This window comes from Legionella adelaidensis (assembly GCF_900637865.1).
GTDB lineage: Bacteria > Pseudomonadota > Gammaproteobacteria > Legionellales > Legionellaceae > Legionella_A > Legionella_A adelaidensis.
In genome coordinates this window covers 21758-41088 of the sequence record NZ_LR134428.1, presented here as the reverse complement: position 1 = coordinate 41088, position 19331 = coordinate 21758, and the positions used below count along the sequence as shown (strand labels likewise).

Here is a 19331-nt window from a genome sequence, read left to right as displayed (position 1 = left end):
TTATTTAAGAAATTTCATTTAAAAGATTTTTTAACGAATTTTTTAAATGTTTTATAGGTTGATGTAATGACTTTTCTAACAGAACTTTAGAAACGAAGGGATTAATCTTGTCAGCATCTGCAACCAATACGGGATTAGTAATTTTTCCGGTGAGTCGTAAGGGTAAATTACCATTTAAAAATGTTTGTAATTTTTCTAAAAGGACATCCTGGGTTAGTAATTTTACACCCAGCTCATTATCCACTTGCAAATCTTGCAAATTAATATGGCCATTACCAGAAAGTTGCAGATTGTTGGTTTGTAACAACAACGTATCATTTAAGAAAAAACTATTATGCAATCGGTATTGAATACTTAATAAGTCAAAATGCGTTTGGCCATTTTCGTAAGAAATAGGTCTAAATATTTCTGGTTTTAGCGCTAACTTTAGGTCGAGCTCATCATTAGTAAATAGCGCGTGGACTCTACTAGTAAGATCCTTGGCTAGTTTATTTAAATTAATGCCATAAAGCACACCTTCTTTGATAGTTAAACTACCATTACCTTGAATATCGTCTTTCCAGTTATCGTCTTTAAGTCGTACTGAAGCATGAATAGAAAAATCCAAAAGACCGTTTACCAAATTTAATCCTAATAAGTTATTTATCAGGTGATTAGAATTAATCGTAGTTGCGGTTTGGTTGATTGAGAGCTTTTGGGCAACAAAGTTATAACTGAGGTCTCCTACAGATTCTCCGCCATATAAAGACAAATTCAATGGATTTAAAATAAGTTCATCGGCTGAAGATAAAAGTGTCGTTTTGATCGTATCAATTGCAATATCTTTATAGCGCAAATTGGTAACAGTCAGCTGCCCCTCCAAACCTTTTTCTTTCAAAAATTTAATAGGATTTAGAATGAGAGCTTTTAAGTGAGTCCTTCCTTTAAAGTGGAAGCTACTACTAAAATGATCATTAGGTAGTGAGGCTAGTAAATTACCTTTTACGATTATAGGGAAAAAATCGTTATGTAGGTTTAATTGGGTAGCCCCCATCTGCAAACCTGAAAGGATAAATTGTTTGTCGCCATAAAGAATTGTAATCTGTCCGTGAGTAAGTAAAAGATTATTTATTGAAAATTGAGGTATTTTTTTAACTTTTTCCAGGACTTGTTGTTCTTTAGGCTTAGTAACTACGGCTTGTATCTCATGGTTCTTTTCATTCAAATTAAAGGTCAAGGTAAAATCATCAGCATGTAGTTGAGTAAAAACCAATTTACCTTTAAATAAAGCCCCCCACTGCAAATTTAGAAAAACATCTTCAATAAAAAGAGCATAGTGGGGAAAAGAAGAGACATTTTCCAGCTTAACATTGGTTATTTTCACTCCTGGTTTAGGAAAAATTTGCCAGCGAATATTTCCTTTAATTTCGCTGTGGAGCGGAGTTAATTCAGAAAGTTGTTTATTAAATAGGTCGTGAATGACCTCCAAACTTACTGATTTAGTCAAGTACCAAATAAAAATAAAAGAAACAAGCCCCAGGGCTATGAGCGAGAAGATTATTTTTTGTATTAAGTTCATCATGATTTTTTTGGGGAGGGAAAATTTCAATAGAATAGTAGGAGTGCAACTGTATAGTCAACCCAGAAAGCTCCTGCTCTGGTTAAATAAAATGTAGGTAGGCCTTTCGACCTCTACCTACTGCCAAGGTAGCGCGCTGACTGCTACTACGCCTCATTTGTAACTCGCTATGATGAAAACCTGTCGCTTTTGCAATTTGGTTATTCCCTTTCTCTTTTCAAAATGATAATCTGATTTTCCCCCCTAAAAAATCCTAATAAAGGGGTTGTACTCAGGATGAGACAAAAAACACTAAGGAGAGCAAACCATGCAACAAAGCCAGTGGGAAGTTGTTATTTTAAAACCTACCCAAGTTTTTCTTTCTTTTTTATCTACCCAGTTACCTGATATTGAATTGCCTGAATTACGGTTGATCCAAACGGATACCACTGCCTATGTGATTCCTAAATTTGACGATGAGGAAAAAACCCTTGACGAAATAGAGCGTCATTACACACGCATGTTTAGTCATGAAATTAGTCGCTGGTTAGGTGAAGATATCGGTAATGAGGTAAAAGCAAGCTTTCTAGACTTTTTATGTTGTTTTAAATTTGAATTGCATTCACAAATTGTATTAATGGAATCTAGTATCCAGTCTGGTCAGCAATTATTATGTGTAAAACCTCGCTCTGTTCTATTAAAATGGATAAAAACGGCTATAGAAGAACCAGACGAAGAAATTACCACTGTTTTAGAACGGGTAAATATTTCGCATTTAGCTGAAAATGCCACCGTGATTGTAAAGAATTTCACCCAGTTGTCAGAAATAAAACCTTTTCTTGAACATTATTTTCGGCCTATTTATAAAACTGAAATGTATCGTATGTGCGATCGTTCTGATTATTGGCCAAAAGTTAATTCATTCCAGGAATTCAATCGTTACTTTGCGGTAGAGATACATACCCAATTAATTCAATTGAACTAAGGAAGGTGGGTTATGGAGCCTGTAGCAATAGCAATTATAGGGACAGTTGTCTTTGGTGCAGTAACAGCTCTTTCAGTATTTATTCGTCAAATATTATTGAGTCGTGATAAAAATCTGAATGATAAAGCGCAGCACCGTGCTCTTGCTCAGGAAACCAGAGAGCTTGAGAAACTACGAAAACAGCTGGAAAGTGGAAAGCGCTATGACTCGCATTATCAAGTCCTGGGTGTTAATAAAGAGGCGATTCAATACATTGATCAAAAAATAGAAGAAATCCTAAGCAAAAAAATGGCTCTTATTACTCGTTATACGCAGGTTGTTGCTAAAGAATCTTCGGCAATTATTGATGGTGCGCATAATCAAGAGAGGAAAGTGGCCTGTGATTTGCTTAAACAAGAAATTGATCAGGAAATAAAATTTTATGATAGCGAGTTGCAACAACTCCAGGCGAGACGTTCTGCTATTTGGGATGCTCATGGAGAGCTGTTAGGCTATCTAACTGATCAAGAAAAATCACGTAATCAAATTTTAGATACTATTTATCAAAGTCATAGCAATGTGCTAGAGAAAATCTATTTGCGCCATAATGAAATTGCGGAGCATATTGCCACGAAATCCATTGATGCGGGTACAGATTCTTTCAAAATCATTACATCCCCTTTACGGATGCTTCTCGATTTTTTCAGATCCAGGAATATTTCACCCGATAGGGCCGTGGAGGAAATCGAGGCGCGTAAAAAAGTGCAAAATGCCGAAGCTGATATTAATGAAGCAAAGGATGAAATAGAAAAAGAAAACGAAAAAACCCCAGAGTTATCTATATAGATTTTTGTTTCCTCTCCCTTATAAATACCCCCTGGTCTTCTGACGGGTAAGAATTTAGAACAGGGCATGTTGATGGGTCTTTAAAAATTTTAAAATATCCCCAAATAAATCTCACAAAAATAAATTTTTATTTGCCATCTTGGGCATAAATAAGATATAATACAGAAATTTTACACTTTGAAACAATTTTTAAGTCATTTCATTGTGCAAACATGGAGTATTTTTCTATGAAAATCAAACGTTTATTTTTATTTCTATTCTTTTCTTTTACTACAGCCGTCTCTTCAGCTGCCGATCTAAATAGATTATTACCAGATGAGCGTAATACCATCGAGGTATTTCAAAAAGCGTCCCCTAAGGTGATTTTTGTGCATCGCTTGGCAACTGTATTAAATAGGTCTTTACGACCTATGGAAGTACCTGCAGGAGCAGGTAGTGGAATTATTTGGGACGATAAAGGGCATATTGTTACTAATTTCCATGTGATAAAAGATGCCGATAAGGTAGCAGTGAGCATTGGTAAAAGCACTTTTCCCGCAAAAGTGATTGGCGCAGAACCCCGCAAAGATATTGCGGTTTTAGAACTAAAGTCTCCAAAAGCACTTGCTTTACTGAAATCATTTACTCCCTTTGAAATTGCACATACCCATGATTTGATGGTTGGGCAAAAAACTATTGCTATTGGCAACCCTTTTGGTCTTGATCATAGTTTAACTATCGGTGTTATTTCTGCAGTAGGAAGACAAATGCCGGGAATAGGCGGGGTTGCTATTCGCGACATGATTCAAACCGATGCATCGATTAATCCCGGTAATTCAGGTGGACCCTTACTGGATAGTGCTGGGCGCTTAATTGGTATGAATACGCTTATTTTTTCACAATCGGGCTCTTCTGCAGGCGTAGGTTTTGCTGTTCCCGCAGATGATATTGCCCGGATCGCTTCACAAATTATAAAAAATGGGCGTGTAGTATTAGCAGGAATTGGCATTCAACGAGTAGAACCGCGCATTGCTTCGCAATTAGGTATACAAAAAGGCGTTCTAATAGGTGACGTACTTCCTGATACCCCCGCTGAAAAAGCAGGTCTTAAGCCAACTTACCGCAATCATTTTGGCCATATAGTGCTTGGGGATGTTATTGTTGCCCTAAGCGGTCATTCTGTACCAAATTATGATACACTGTACAACTTATTAACTGACATTAAAGTTGGGGAGAAAATAACCCTAACTGTTTTACGAGATGGGAAACCCATTAATCTTGCTATGAATACTATTGACATAGCTGCTACTTACTAGAGGTTTTGATGAAAGAACATACATTAAGTTTGGTAAATAATTTACAGGAAAGTTGTTTGGGTTTTTCAATAGATGAAATTCAGCTTTTTATTGCGTTGGATGCCCAAGAACTTGAAGAACTAGCAAATTTTCGTACGATTAATTCGCGATCTATTTTACATAGAATTGCTGTAACTGAAAGCTTGACCCAAGATCTTGGCCCTTCATATTATCGTCAACTAGAACAGCTTCTTACTTTCATGAAAAATAAATTTTTACGTGAAGATGGGGAGAGAGTTACCAGTAAGCTGATTTTTAATAAAAAAATTTCTTATATTAGGGACTTAATTGCTCTGGCAGAACGGTGCGGGGTGCAAGAAATTTTCAATAGTCGTCAATACATTGCTAACTACTGTGATAGTCCTGAGTGGCAAAATAGGGTGGCATTTTGCCAAGAGAGAGATATGTTGGCTTTAACTTTCGATGACATAAAAAGATACAGCCAACGTAAAAGGGTAATGCCTGATTTGAGAAAGACGACCCTTGAAGATTTTGTAAGTGAATTAACTAGCTTGCGGACTAAATGTGGGCGGTTAGAGCAAGAATTAGCAGAAAAGAGCGCATCAGAGCAAGCAGCGGAAGCAAGATATCAAGCTGCAACCGCCTCTTATGATTTAACTGTTAAAGAACTAACAGGGAAAAGTGAGGAAATAGAGGGGCTGCAGTCTAGCAATTTTAAGTTACGAGAAGAATTAGAACAAAGAGAGAGCCTAATTGCTGAATTGCGTTACAGTATAGAATTGGCGAATAAAAAAGCCGAGGCAGCTGAGCAGCACATGAATAGCATCACTCGAGATATGACTAGGCTACAGCGGGACTATCATGAACAAGCTATGGCAAACAATGATTTGAGAAGAAAATTGGGTTCCTCGACTAAAAAAATTGAAAAAGTACAGGGAGCGATTAATGGTCTTTTAGATGCAATGGGTGCGGCGAATTCGGATAGTGAAAGAGAAGCAACTCCTCCTTCTTTAAGAGTTACACCTTCCAGGGCAAGGATTAGACAAAGCTCGGTATTAGACGCAGACACCTCCGATGATGAAGCAACACCAGCCCATCCCACGGATACTCCTATTCGCCTTAGCCAAGTAAGAGGCAGTTTTTTAGGACCCCGTAGTTCATCGAATGACCATCTGCCAGCTGCAAAAGTGGCACGAACTACTACCCAAAGATCGCCAACAAGCTAAATATCTTTTCTAACCCCATATTGTTTATGATAACTGAGTAGGTGTTGTACCTGCTCAGTTTGATTTTTTTCTTCTAAATAGTCTAATAAATCAAAGAAGGTAATGATGGAAACAACTGTTACATCGAGATTCTCGATTTCCATTACAGTGGAGCTATTTCCTTGACCTTTTTCGCAGCGGTCTAATGCAATGATTACGCCTTTTAAGTTTCCTCCATGAGATTGAATTAAAGTTTTGGCTTCCCTAAACGCGGTACCGGCTGTAATAACATCGTCAATGATGACGGTATTCCCTGATAGCGGGGCACCGATAAGTATTCCACCTTCGCCATGATCTTTGGCTTCTTTACGATTAAAGGTAACAGTAACATCCATACCCATTTCTGATAAAGAAATAGCGGTGGCGGTAGCAAGAGGTAATCCTTTATATGCCGGGCCAAAGAGATTATTAAAAGAGATTTTCTTTGCTAGTAAAGTTTTAGCATACATTTCCCCTACCTTCTTTAAAGAGTGGCCCGTATAAAAAAGCCCTGCATTAAAGAAATAGGGGCTTAGACGCCCTGATTTCAATTTAAATTCACCAAAGCGTAAAACTTTATATTCTAAAGCGAGTTCAATAAATTCTTTTTTTATATTTTCCATTTTGGCCATTGTTTTAAAAAACTAAAAAAAACCGTTAACACTCCATAAAAATGTATGTTAAGTTATATGGTCGTCTTGTAGCAGTATAAGACCTGACGGAATAAATGGAAATAGAATAGTAAGTGAACATACGTTCTGAATTATTGTTTAAAAGGAGATGCGGATGTCGCAAAGAGAAGTAGGACAAGTGAAGTGGTTTAATGAAAAGAAGGGATTTGGATTTATTATCAATCAAAATGGCGATGATATTTTCGTTCATTATAAAGACATCCAGGGTGAAGGTTTTAAAACATTGCATGAGAATGACAAAGTTAGTTTTGTACTAGACAAAGGGCCAAAAGGTTTTAAAGCGCAAGATGTTCTAGTAGAGAATGAGTGAAGAGCAAAAAGTAGCGGTAATTACAGGTGGAGCAAGTGGGATTGGGCTGGCATTAGCAGAAGCCTGTTTAATGAACAACATGCATGTTGTTATTGCCGATATAGCCACCCATAACATCTCCACAACGCTTGGTTCTCTATCAGCTTTCTCCAATAAAGTTCAAAGTATTCTTTGCGATGTAAGCATCATTAGTGATGTTAAAAAATTAGCGGACCAAGTTTTTGAGCAGTTTGGGCGCGTGGATTTGCTGATCAATAATGCTGGCATTAGCGGTCGCCTGGCTCCATTTTGGGAACTTACCTTAGAAGAAATTCATCGGATTATTGCTATTAATTTATTCGGAGTGATTAATGGCACACATGCGTTCCTGGCTCGAATGACTGCGCAAGAGCAAAGAGGCCACATTGTAAATATGGCCAGCGTTTATGCATTATGTAGTGGCTCTTATATGGGCCCCTATGCTGTTTCTAAACATGGGGTGCTGGCATTTTCAGAGTCTATGTATTTTGAATTGCAGCAACATAACGTTCCTATAGATATATCTGTAGTTTGTCCTTCTTTTACTAATACCAACTTAATTGCTCACTCATTGGAAAAAGACCCCAGCCAATTAGGTCAAATAGTCGCTCAATTAATGGAACGAAGTAGACCGGTTGCAGAAGTTGCCAACTTTATAATGCGCGAAATTGAAAAAAAAACCTTTTATATCTTGCCGGATAAAGAAGTAAAAGCTTATGCCGAGCAGCGAATTAATGCTATAAGTGCAGAGAGTACTCCCAGCGAACATAGTTTGGAGAAATTAATTGCCAGTTTAAGTAAAAGGGCAATGAAGCATTCCAAATAAAGGATATGTATGGCAGCGCCGCTTTTTTATTTATTGCAGAAAAAAAAGTTTTTGCCTTTATTTCTGACGCAATTTTTTGGTGCATTTAATGATAATGCATTTAAAATGTCTATGTTGACTTTAATTAGTTATCATTTAAGTAGCTCGCAAATTCAATCTGAAAATTATCAAGCCATTGCTAGTGGACTGTTTATACTTCCTTTTTTTTTATTTTCAGGTACTGCAGGACAATTGGCAGACAAATATGATAAAGCAGTACTGACACGCATCATTAAATTATTAGAAATTGTGTTGACCACTTTAGGCGGACTTTCACTCTATTCGGGGAATATCACGTTAATGATGATTACTTTAACGGGTATGGGCATCCATTCTACTTTTTTTGGTCCTGTAAAATATGCCATTTTGCCCGATCATTTGCCAAAAACAGAACTATTAGGTGCCACGGCACTGATTGAATCGAGCACGTTTATAGCCATTTTATTGGGGACAACCTTAGGCACTTTAAGTATTGCGGGAACTGGAGAAAGGGCATTTAATGCAATTTTGTTAATTATTTGCATAGCAGTGGTGGGGTTTATAGCAAGTTGTTTTATTCCCCCTACTACATCGCATACTCACAACCTGCAAATCGTTTGGAATCCATGGCGTGCAACCCGACGCATGTTGCGAGAGGTGGGAAAGCAGGCAAAAATTGTTCCTGTGGTCTTTGGAATTTCATGGTTCTGGTTAGTAGGTGGAGTTATATTAACTAAACTTCCTGATTACGCTAACTATGTACTGCATGCGCAAAGCACAATTTTTGCTTTATTTCTTGCCTTATTTTCTATAGGAATTGCTGTAGGCTCTCTTTTTATCAATTATGTTTTAAAGGGGGCAATCACCCTGAAATATACACCGCACGCTATGTTGATTCTTTCGTTTTTTATAATTGATCTTTACTTTGCCACGCCCACAAACGTACCTCAAGAGCCTCAATCCTTCCTTGTGTTTTTTCACCTGTGGGCGAATATTCGGGTAGTAATAGACTTCTTCTTGGCAGCAGTTTGTTGTGGAGTATTTTTGGTCCCTTTTTATACTTATTTACAAGTACTGACGGAAGGCCACTTGCGGGCTCGATGTATTGCAACCAATAACATTACCAATGCTTTTTTTATGGTTATAGGAACGCTGTTAGTAATGTTTTTTTTATACTTGAATATCTCAATAATAGGCGTGTTTCTTATCTTAGGGATATTAAACATTCTGGCCGCATTATTATTAGCTTATTTATTGTAGGTTGGTGCCAACGGCACAACTACCAATCCTGAAAGGATTATTAGTTTGCTGCCGTCTATATCCAGGCACGCACAGGTAAAAACTGGGTATATAACTTTTCTTCTTCCGAATCTTTCTCTGGCTGCCAATTGTAAGCCCAGTTCACAACAGGGGGGAGAGACATCAGAATAGATTCCGTTCTGCCCCCGGATTGCAGACCAAATAGGGTTCCTCGGTCGTAGATTAAATTAAACTCTACGTATCTTCCACGCCGATATAATTGAAAGGATTTTTCCCTCTCGCCAAATAGAGTTTCTTTTCTTCTTTCTACAATGGGTACATAACCTTTAATAAAATGATCCCCAATGCTTCTCATTACGCCAAAACTATGGTCGAAGCTGATTGCATTGTAATCATCAAAGAAAAGCCCGCCAATACCACGGGCTTCATTGCGATGTGTTAAATAAAAATAACGATCGCACCATTCTTTAAATTCTTCATATAAATGAGAGCCAAAAGGATCACATGCGGCTTTGGCATTTTGATGCCAAAACTTACAATCTTCCTCAAAACCATAATAAGGAGTTAAATCGAATCCCCCTCCAAACCACCAAATTGGATCAGCGTTTTCTTTTAAAGCAGTAAAGAAACGGACGTTTGCATGAACAGTAGGAACATAAGGATTATCAGGATGAATGACTAAAGAAACGCCCATGGCCCGAAAGTTTCTTCCTGCTAATTCAGGCCGACTTGCAGTAGCAGAAGAGGGTAGTTGTTCCCCAAATACATGAGAAAAATTAACGCCGCCCTTTTCAAAGACATTTCCATTACTCAAAACTTTTGAAATACCTCCGCCGCCTTGACTACGTTCCCACGAGTCTGTTAAAAAATTCGCTTTTCCGTCGGTATATTCCAACGCTTCGCAGATAGAATTTTGCAGGCTCAGTAAATAAGCTTCAACTTGGGTAAACGCATTTTCTGGAAGGCTCATAATAATCCCATTTAATTTGTGCCAAAATAGTTAAGGTACAACACGTATACTCTCAACACCATCAACAATTTGAGGTTTCATTCTGTCAAAAAAACGCGTACGTGTGGGTCTTTTTTCAACAAAATCCTCGACTCCCATGACCACGTCTAGAGGGCAGGTTGTTTCTGCCGCTTTTTGGGGAGTGAGTGGAGTTAGCTGATTAACTTCATAGGAGTAATCAAAGGTGGTTTCCTTGAAGTCCACACTATCTTCGTTTTTTTGAGTTAAAATATACCCCGGTTTACGTGAAAATGCATTAGCGACTGCCTTACAACCGTTTATTAAAGTAAACCGCAAGTTAGTAATTTTTTGACTAAGGTAACTTACAAAACGAGTAAGTCCATGGGTTATATTAAAAACATTTAAACTCCACCACAATGGGTTTAAGATGTTTCGCTGAATAGTTTCTAAAGTTTTAACTTTATGGCTATTGGAATCCGCATTAATTTTACAAGTCATGGAAAGACCATTCTTAATTCCCTGAAGGAAAAATATCCTTCTGGAGAATAAGCCAAAGAAGCTATAAGAGGCTTCAACTTGTATATCGCCTAAGTTACAAGAAATTTTATTTAATAACTGGGGTCGTGGAACCGTAAATTGCACACCTTTTTTGTCGTGGTGGTTTAAATGACAATGGCAATCAAATACTTCTTCTATCACTTTGGTTAAGTTATCTAATATTTTTTTTGCTGGTAAGTTGTCAAATTCAAACTTATCGTCTTTTGTAAAAGTCATGAATTGTTGCAGACCCTCTTTGTCTTTAGACGCAATAACTTTTAATAATTGGGTAAGCTTTTTAGCTTCTTCCCCTGGGTTTTTAACTCCTTTTGCATCAAGAATAACAGCAAAGTCATTTTCATTTAAGAAACCAACGAGATTAGCAATAGTGGTGCCAAAATTAGGGTGAAATATGATTTCAGAATATAACTCGGCAAGTAATTGGGCTACTTTATTTTTATCAAGAGAGTTTTCAAGTTTATCAAGTTCGCGGAAAAAATCACCTACATCGTCTAGTCGTTGGTTTAAAGTTTTTATATTCTCTAAAGAGGCGTCAGAGGATCTTAGTACATCTAGAATAAGGTTTTTATCGATGCCAGAATGTGTACTTAATTTTTTGGTTATTACCGTAACGGTATCAGGATTTGCTAATACCGCTAATATCAATGCATTATCTTCTGGATTAAATAAGTCAGCTGTAAACGATTTAAACTCTTCACTCGTGATAAAAGTTCTTATCGTAACTTCTCTAATTTCTTGCTCACAAATAGATGCATGTTGTAATGCATGGGATTGTACATCTAAAACGGATTCAACAGGTAAATGAGAGGAAGGCGGTACTAATTGATTGATTAATGAGAGAGCAATTTCTTTCCGCTCTTCTCCTTCTTTATGAGTGAGCTCACCTAATAAATCTTTATTTTTATAAGTAAACTCTAATAACTGCTCGGGCGAACGAGACATAGTGAGGAACTCTGATTTTTGCCTGTCATCTTTAATAAAAGTGGCTAATAATGGGAGCAGTCCCTCTTCTGTCAATCCTACAAATTGTGATTTTGCTTCCTCATTAAGAACATGTGGATCCGTAGAAAAGCGTTGCATTACATCTTGCATTTGTTGCTTGAAAGCAGCAAGACTGGCGGGGGTAGATAAAAAATTGCAGTTAAATTTTTCGTTAATTAAGCTTAAAAAAACATCCCCGGAAAGCTGCTGACCTGCTTGTAAATTTTCAAAAAGAGCGTCAACCACAGCATCTACCTGTTTGCTATTTCGCCCATCACGTAGAATGTCACATAAAGCTTGCCAAGAGGTATAAGGTAAAACAATGGAAATAGCTTGAAGAAATTCGTCACTTAGAAGAAATTCTTTTATACGTGCTTTTGGACCTTTAAATAAAAATAAAATTTTATTAGTCGTTGCAATTTCATGGCCTTTTCGGGCAATTAATTCACTTAGCTTTTGTATCTCTGTTTCGGGGTTTATCATGGGCGGAAGCTGTGGAACCCCTAAATACTCAAACACTTTAACAGGTAACTGAGGATTATTATCTCGAGACAACTGTAAAAGCGTACCCCCATTTGTTAATAACATATCCCTAATTTTTTCTATCGTTGCGGCACCCATAAGCATAGGACGAATTTGCAGGGGAAAAGCATTGACTAAAGAAGGTATGAGTCCAGTTTGAATAAGCTGTGCAACTCGCAACAGCGCTTCATTATTGAGATAAGGGAAAGGATTGTCTAATAAATGGGCTTGTAATGTCTGAAACTGTGTACCTAACAATTCTGCTTTTTTGTCTTGGGTCTCAAAATCTTCAAGTTGAAAGAAATCTTTAAATAACCCCAAAATAGCGCGTACCTCGAAGGGTGTACCTGCTTTAAGTCGTTGTAAACAATACTCTATAAATTCCTCGGCTTTATTTTCCTGATGAAGCGCATCTTTTGCTCTAATAACATCTGGATAGACAAAAAAAGCACTTAAATGTCCCACAAATGTGGTTTTTAAATAGTGTCCCAAGGATCGTTTTAAATTATCTTTTAATGGTGCATTCTCAAAAATATATTCAAATGGTTTTTGTAGTTTTTCCAGATTGTTAGCTACTTTTTGCGGGAAATAAACAATATCTTCTAAAGTGAGGTTTTCCAAGCCTGGAACTTTTTTAAGTAGTTCGAGAATTTTGGTCTCTTTATCCGGTTGGCTAAGTCCAAAATCAAAGATTTCTTTTATTAATTTTTCGTTACTATTAATAAAAGCTAAGGGGACATCCATGTTATTCAGAGCAGCAATAACCTGTTCAGATTTCTCTTGCAATACCATTTTTCCTAGTACAGGAAAAATGGTATTTATTAAATGAAGTTTTAGGGTTTCTTGCTTCTTCTCTTGTAAAAATAGGTCAATATATTTTTTAATCTTTTCTTCAGCGACAATTGCTTTGCGGGATAACCAATCTTTGAATTCTTTAGCGGCTAAAGTATGAGAGACTAATTTTTTAAAATTATTATTTTCCAAAATTTTTATAAAAACTTTATCAACTGTCGCTTGTTCCTGTTCAATTTTATGAAGCGATTTTTTATAACGGGCCAATTCACGATAAACACGAAAGCGTTTGAAAAAGTAATAGCATTCACTTAAAAAATTGAGTAAAGCGCCAAAGCCCCTAATAAATAAGGTAAGTTTATAAGGTGTTTTAATTTTTTTAACTTCGCCTTGCAGGATTTTCGTTGCTTGTGCAACTACTTTACTCAATTGCCCACGGCTCAGTTTAATATTATGGCAATTTTGATTATTCAATTCACGAAGGGCACTAGCAATAAATTTTAAAATTTGTCTTTTTAATACGTCAGGATTAATAGTTTCATCTCTTTCCATATTGGCATAATACCAAGCTATAATTTCCTTGCCGACCTGTTCACCTAAAACAGCAATGTATTGTTTTTGGAATTTCTTTTGGGATTTGAATAAATCGGGGTAGTAATCTTTTTTATTAAGGTTTCTTAAATCAAACTGCGAGTATTGTCCTCTGCCTAAAGCATGTATATATGCTGGCACAACGGTATCGTCCAATCCCCTGTTTCTTCCTATGCCCTGAATAAGTTTGTCAGGGCTATTGGTTAGGCTTGAAGAAGATTCAGAAACATTGACTACCGTATGTAAATTTTTATCACTAAAGCCCTCGGTTTTTTTGTTACTAACATATACCCCAACAAAGCCTAGACGAAAATAATTGTCAGCTTGCACTTCAGTGACGTCTAAATAATTAGGAGTAAAAAGTGATTCTCTCGATTGGTCATTTAAAATTTCTAAAGATGTTCTCTGGCGTTTTTTTGCATCTTTTACGGCTAAACCGTCGCCATCATACAGTGAATAAACTGTTTGGCTTAAACCGAGAAATGGTTTGGAATCTTCAATAGGGGTTTCGTCCCTTTGCATACCTTCCATAACACCCAAAACTAAATGCGAATGGGCGTAATCTGTAAAATTAGAGGAGAAAGGATACTCCGACATTAAGTCTTCATACAATCCATCATCTAATCCCCAATTGTCAATAAATGCATGTAGCCTGCTCGTGGTCAACTTTCTACTGGCTTGTGTAATAGCTGTATGCATAGATTGAGAAAGAAAGCTCAATAGATTGCTTAATTGTGCCGCTCCGTCAGGGTCGATTTGTTGGACTAATTTTTGTCTATAATATTCGGCGTCCCTATTTTGAAATTTGCTTATAACCAATTTTACAAAATCGTTATAATTTTCTTTACGTAAGCGATTATGTTCAATTTGACTTAACCCAGTGACATCGGTGAGCACATACTCTATAAGGTTGTGAAATATATTGCATTTTAATTGTTCAGAAAGGGATTTTTGGCTAAGTCTGCTTAACAGGGCATATTCATTCGATTCCAATTTTTCGTTGTGTTTCTCTGTACGTCTCTCTCTTTCTGCTTGAATAACATCTTCTTCTGCATCGGGAAGCTGAAAGAAATCAGAGACATCATGGCGATCGACTATATTGCCATTCTTATAGATTTTCTTTTCTTGTTTTTCCAGCGCATGACAAAAATTAACTAAGGATTCGTTGTCATCAACAATACATAAAAGTTTGCGTGCCATGGGCACTTGTAACTTCCACCGTATGGATGTTTCGTTTGGTTTGCGAATAAAATAAAAAGGCAAGTCTTCAATAATCGAAGCAGCGGCTGAACTATATTCCGGTTGAATGGTATCCGTAAATTTTAATAAAAATTTATTAATTACCACTTGCCAAAAATCAGATTGCCAAAAGCGAAAATGAGGGAAAGTATTTTTATCCGAAATATTACGAGCGTGATTAGTCAATAAAACGGGAAATTGGCCCTGGCCCGCTTCTTGCTTTTGACCATTCGACATAATCGCTACAGGTTTATTACCAGCCAATTTGTAAGTTTCTTGCTTTGGGGTCGCAGATAAAAACATAGTTAACAAATTTTTTGCCAATTCTATCAAACGAACGCGACGGCGTTCAGAATTCATTAACAGGTGTTGTTCATCAAAGCTGAGGAAAGTTTTTTCTTTATCTGCTGCTAATAAGTGCTGATAATGCTGATCAAGTAGCTGTTCGCTGGACCCTAAAATTATTTTGTTACTTTCTAATTGATTAATATTTTCTATAGTAGAAGTAGCTTCCGGTGCAGGCGTTTTTTCTCGCAGAATAACAAGATCCTGCATAAAGGTACCCGGTAATAGTAATTGAATATCATCCCTAAATTGGGCTACTAATTTGTCAGGAACTCCAAATATTCCATTGTTTCCTGAAAGATAAAGAATATACATCCACAATGCTTGCACATAAGTTTTTCCCGATCCCGTGGCGAGCGCTACTAGAAGACTACTAATATCTTTCTCGGAATCTATTTTTTCAATAATATTGTGCAGAGTAACCAAATGAGAGCGGTATAAATCTATTTTGCCAGGACCCCCAATAGTATTTTTTGAGTCGAGGGTATTTGATAAAGCGTAACCTTCATCGGTCCGATGTAAATGAAAAGTTTGATTGGCTAACAAATCCACTATTTCACTATTGGTATAATGAGATATTTTTTTACACTGGGCCGCTGGTTGTCCTAGCGGTTGGCCAAATTTTACATCATAGCCCGTCGCTGTAGGTGTAAGTGTAAGTTGATATACTTTACCTTCAATTTGTAAAGTTTGTTGCAGTTTATTAGTCTCTATGGCAGCAAGACAAATATCTTGTAATGAGGCAGGATGGTGTGCAGTGCCTAACTTAACATTTTTAAAAAAATCCAAGGCAAGGTAAGCGCTATAAATTTTTTTAGCATGGGAGAGTAAATTTTGTTTGCAAGCGGCAGATAGTTTCATATTTTAGCAACAGTAAATTTTAGCATCTTGGAAATTTATTCTTAAGAGAATATTAAGAGCTTAATATTATCACGAAGTACATATTTTAATCAATGTGTAAATGACTTATAATTTAGGATTATATTTTATAAAAAATTTGATAATGACTTATTCATCTTTATTTTCACAAATTGCGATTGCTCCTATGATTGATTGGACGAATACGCACTTTCGCATATTTATGCGCTTGCTTGCCCCGCAAGCACTCCTTTATACAGATATGCAGACACCCGGTGCAATTTTTAATAACCCTGGAAAGGCCTTATATTATCAGCCGGTTGAGCATCCTTTGGCATTGCAGCTAGGTGGGTCGGTTGTCTCTGAATTGGTAGAATGTGCTAAAAAAGCAGAAAAACTGGGATTTAAAGAAATTAATTTAAATCTGGGTTGTCCCAGTGATCGTGTTTTGGCTGGAAAATTTGGTGCATGCCTCATGTCCGAGCCCAATCATGTTGCAGAGTGTATTAAGGCTTTAAAAGAATCAGTATCACTTCCAGTAACCGCGAAAACACGAATCGGTATTGATAACCAAGACAGCTATTCTTTTTTTTCCAATTTTGTATTTCATCTGGTAGAGGCGGGATGTGATAAATTAATTGTGCATGCTCGTAAAGCATGGCTAAAAGGGTTAAGCCCCAAACAAAATCGTACTATCCCACCTTTACATTATGATTATGTATATGCAATAAAAAAAGATTTACCCCATGTTCCTGTAGTAATTAACGGAAACATTAAAACAATAGACGATATTAGAGACCATTTAGAACATGTTGACGGAGTCATGCTGGGGCGCTTGGTGTGTGATAATCCGTATGCAATCGCTGAAATCCATAAAGCAATTTTCCCTGAGGACAGGATGTTAACCCGAGCGGAAGTGGTTTCTCTATATGTAGCATATATTAGAGAAGCTCTTGAGAAAGCAGCTCCACTTAGCATACTTTTAAAACCACTTTTTAATTTAATGCATGGACTGGCGAATTCCAAGGCATGGAAAGCAGAGTTACTGCGCATCCAACAACAAAAAGACACCACCAGCCTCACGCAATTGCCTGTATTGATTAAGAATTTAACACAAGCTAAGGTATCTATTCCCAATTAGAATTTGAGCCTTGCAGCCTGAAGTATCGTCACCTTTTATTGAACAAACGGATAAATGAGCCAGAAGGCTTGTTTCATCTAGATCTTACCAAAACCTTCTTTTAATCTGGCTTCTTTCTGGCGGGGTCACTGCAGGTATCCTACATGCTCGCAAGCTGCGCGTGCGGGAGCCCCATGCCAAACTACATTATCCCGCTATGAAATCTAAATAATGTATCTTTTCCTGTAATCACCGCTGCTTCAATTTCCAAAAACTCTTTAACCCGTTTGTCTACATTTTCTCCATATAAATAAGCAAGGTTTAAATAATCATGAAAGTGTCTTGCTTCTGCTTTGGCCAGGTGTGTGTAAAAACTTGCCAGCTCTTTATCTTCTAAAATATTAACGAGCGAGGCAAAGCGTTCACAAGAGCGCGCTTCGATTATCGCCCCTATAATGAGTTGATCGCGTAACCGCTCATGGCCACAACGAACAGTGACATTTTTGTGTAGTGCTTGAGCATAGTTAGATGGTTGTAAGGGACCAAAACTTACACCTCTTGTTTTCGCCAGCTCAATTACTTTTTCAAAATGCAGCATTTCTTCTCTTGCGAGAGGGGACATTACAGTTACTAATTCTTTTTTCTCTGGATATTTACTGATGAAATGAATAGCACTGGCTGCTGCTTTGCGCTCACAATGAGCATGATCGATTAATAATAACGGTAACTGCTTGTTAGCTAAATGTAGCCATTCCTGAGGGGTTGGAACTGTAAGAAAGTTACTATACGTCGGAAACTGTGACATTCGCGTTAAAAGCCTGAATTTTTGCAGAAATAAAAAGGAAGAAATTTTACTGCAAACTTGTCAAATCCACAATTAAGGTAGAGAGGTGGGGTTAATTAGTCGCTGTCGTGAAATGATTAAACGAGTAGAAAAAAAATATTGCATGGCATTGTAATTGACTTAAAGTTGATCACAATGCGTGATTATAGTAAGATGTGGGGGTTTATAAATCGAGACAAAAATCACATGCCAACCCCTTATCATGGTTATCCAATATTAATGAAGCAATATAATCAATTACCCTGGTATAAAAAAGCAGGTTTTTGGCTATCTGCCCCCAGACTAGCGTGGGGTTTATTTGGATATAGAAAAAATCCCGATGAAAATCGAGTTATGCAACTAATTCAATGGGCCAAAGCATCCTGGTTTTTCAAGACGAAATTTGAACAATATATTTACACTATAATAGAACCGGTGATTATAGAACCGGAACTGGCCGTAAACACACATTCCAATTATAGTGAAACGATAGGTAATATTGCGGATGTTGTTAGTGTTATTGCTGAATATGTAACCGGAGGCGCTTATGGCGCCACTTCACGGTTTCATAGAGAAGCAGATACCACTCGAATAAGAAAAATTACTAATCAATTACTCTTAGCAGTAGCGTATGGTATGGAAAGCAAGGAAGCCAATATCCCTGTTAAACCCAGTGATGTAGGCAATTTATTTAAATCGCACCTTTACGCAAAAGAGTTATTGCAAAAATCTCCTAAATTTTTATTAGAGCGTGGCGATGTCACGGATTGGGCGGGACGCACTTTTGAAAATATCACCGCCTTTGAATATGCGCTTTGGGCTAAAGATTTTAAAATGATAGAGATGATGCTTCATTGCATACCAGAAACCGAAGCAGGCGATGCAATCCGAGCAGCGCTTTAGAACAATATAAACAAGTAACTACTCCTGTTGATGCAGGCGGCGGTTTAACGTATACCCATGTCTATGACAAGCCTAACCTGGATGCATTAGGCATCCCCGATGGTACAACAACAAGTATTACCGAAACGCGCACCGAAAATCATTTTGATATAACTCCACTTTGCACTGCTTATCAGGACTATGATACTTATTATGAAATTAACGTTGATGGCAGCGATCGTACCTTTCAGCAGCGTCACGCCTGCAACGAGTTAATTGGTGGGCTACAGCGCTTACTCCCAATACATATGTTGCAGCGCTATTGTGACCCTGCTACCCCTTTTTATCCGTTACCTCAATTCAATGGTAAATTTATACGTTCTACAGATTTTTATAATTCTGTCATGATTTCTCTGTTTAGTTCGTCTCGCTTTTCTGAGTATGCATTAATACGGGCCAGCCGTATTTTGAGGCCCCGTAAATCGCCGGGATGGGGGCGAGAGGATGGCCTGCCTTCGATGGACTTAGCGGCTATCCGCCGGCTTGATGAAGTCAGTACAAGTAAAATTGAAGAAATGACTAGGCAATTATCGCAGCCCACGCATGCTGCTCGGCCTCATCTTTAAGTTATATTTATAAT

The 19331-nt window shown here is 37.4% G+C and carries 15 protein-coding genes; 10 read left to right on the top strand and 5 right to left on the bottom strand.

The window, feature by feature from the left end:
• Positions 1 to 4: 4 nt before the first annotated feature.
• Positions 5 to 1561 carry an AsmA family protein gene (locus EL206_RS06140; RefSeq protein WP_084758884.1) on the bottom strand — a complete coding sequence of 519 codons (1557 nt, stop codon included), beginning with the start codon at positions 1559 to 1561 and terminating at the stop codon, positions 5 to 7.
• A gap of 304 nt (positions 1562 to 1865) precedes the next feature.
• Between EL206_RS06140 and EL206_RS06135 the strand changes: the two genes are divergently transcribed.
• From EL206_RS06135 to EL206_RS06120, 4 genes are all read left to right on the top strand, one after another.
• Positions 1866 to 2522 carry a hypothetical protein gene (locus EL206_RS06135; RefSeq protein WP_058462795.1) on the top strand — a complete coding sequence of 219 codons (657 nt, stop codon included), beginning with the start codon at positions 1866 to 1868 and terminating at the stop codon, positions 2520 to 2522.
• Positions 2523 to 2534: 12 nt separating this feature from the next.
• Positions 2535 to 3347, top strand: a complete 813-nt coding sequence (locus tag EL206_RS06130) for a hypothetical protein (RefSeq protein WP_058462794.1) — start codon at positions 2535 to 2537, stop codon at positions 3345 to 3347.
• A 227-nt stretch (positions 3348 to 3574) separates the two neighbouring features.
• On the top strand, positions 3575 to 4642 hold the full coding sequence (locus EL206_RS06125; RefSeq protein ID WP_058462793.1) for a S1C family serine protease: 1068 nt from the start codon (positions 3575 to 3577) through the stop codon (positions 4640 to 4642).
• An 8-nt stretch (positions 4643 to 4650) separates the two neighbouring features.
• The gene (locus EL206_RS06120; protein ID WP_058462792.1) at positions 4651 to 5868 is read left to right on the top strand and encodes a coiled-coil domain-containing protein; all 1218 of its coding nucleotides are present in this window, start codon (positions 4651 to 4653) and stop codon (positions 5866 to 5868) included.
• Here the strand turns inward: EL206_RS06120 and pyrE are convergent.
• On the bottom strand, positions 5865 to 6509 hold the full coding sequence (pyrE, locus tag EL206_RS06115) for an orotate phosphoribosyltransferase (RefSeq protein ID WP_058462837.1): 645 nt from the start codon (positions 6507 to 6509) through the stop codon (positions 5865 to 5867). The genes EL206_RS06120 and pyrE overlap by 4 nt on opposite strands.
• Before the next feature lie 163 nt (positions 6510 to 6672).
• On the opposite strand from pyrE, the gene EL206_RS06110 reads away from it, so the two are divergent.
• The 3 genes from EL206_RS06110 to EL206_RS06100 are packed head-to-tail and all read left to right on the top strand — an operon-like array spanning position 6673 to position 9010.
• Entirely contained in the window at positions 6673 to 6888 is a 216-nt protein-coding gene (locus EL206_RS06110; RefSeq protein WP_058462791.1) for a cold-shock protein, read from the top strand.
• Positions 6881 to 7732, top strand: coding sequence for an SDR family NAD(P)-dependent oxidoreductase (locus EL206_RS06105; protein ID WP_058462790.1), 852 nt, complete (start codon positions 6881 to 6883; stop codon positions 7730 to 7732). Before EL206_RS06110 ends, EL206_RS06105 begins: the two co-directional genes overlap by 8 nt.
• A 9-nt stretch (positions 7733 to 7741) precedes the next feature.
• The gene (locus tag EL206_RS06100; protein ID WP_058462789.1) at positions 7742 to 9010 is read left to right on the top strand and encodes an MFS transporter; all 1269 of its coding nucleotides are present in this window, start codon (positions 7742 to 7744) and stop codon (positions 9008 to 9010) included.
• Between the two features lie 55 nt (positions 9011 to 9065).
• On the opposite strand, the gene hemF is transcribed toward EL206_RS06100, so the two are convergent.
• The gene (gene hemF, locus EL206_RS06095; protein ID WP_058462788.1) at positions 9066 to 9980 is read right to left on the bottom strand and encodes an oxygen-dependent coproporphyrinogen oxidase; all 915 of its coding nucleotides are present in this window, start codon (positions 9978 to 9980) and stop codon (positions 9066 to 9068) included.
• Between the two features lie 30 nt (positions 9981 to 10010).
• A complete protein-coding gene (locus EL206_RS06090) occupies positions 10011 to 15869 on the bottom strand; it encodes a DEAD/DEAH box helicase family protein (protein ID WP_058462787.1) in 5859 nt (1952 codons plus the stop codon).
• Positions 15870 to 16011: 142 nt separating this feature from the next.
• On the opposite strand from EL206_RS06090, the gene dusA reads away from it, so the two are divergent.
• A complete protein-coding gene (gene dusA, locus EL206_RS06085; RefSeq protein WP_084758887.1) occupies positions 16012 to 17007 on the top strand; it encodes a tRNA dihydrouridine(20/20a) synthase DusA in 996 nt (331 codons plus the stop codon).
• 181 nt (positions 17008 to 17188) lie between these two features.
• On the opposite strand, the gene EL206_RS06080 is transcribed toward dusA, so the two are convergent.
• Positions 17189 to 17791: a MiaE family protein gene (locus EL206_RS06080; protein WP_058462786.1), complete on the bottom strand. Its 603-nt coding sequence runs from the start codon at positions 17789 to 17791 to the stop codon at positions 17189 to 17191.
• A gap of 174 nt (positions 17792 to 17965) precedes the next feature.
• Here EL206_RS06080 and EL206_RS06075 point away from each other — a divergent pair, with 174 nt between their 5' ends.
• Both EL206_RS06075 and EL206_RS06070 read left to right on the top strand, forming a co-directional pair.
• Positions 17966 to 18712 carry a hypothetical protein gene (locus EL206_RS06075; RefSeq protein WP_141117165.1) on the top strand — a complete coding sequence of 249 codons (747 nt, stop codon included), beginning with the start codon at positions 17966 to 17968 and terminating at the stop codon, positions 18710 to 18712.
• Positions 18664 to 19317, top strand: a complete 654-nt coding sequence (locus EL206_RS06070; protein ID WP_131739699.1) for a hypothetical protein — start codon at positions 18664 to 18666, stop codon at positions 19315 to 19317. The genes EL206_RS06075 and EL206_RS06070 overlap by 49 nt, the downstream gene beginning before the upstream one ends.
• Positions 19318 to 19331: the final 14 nt, after the last annotated feature.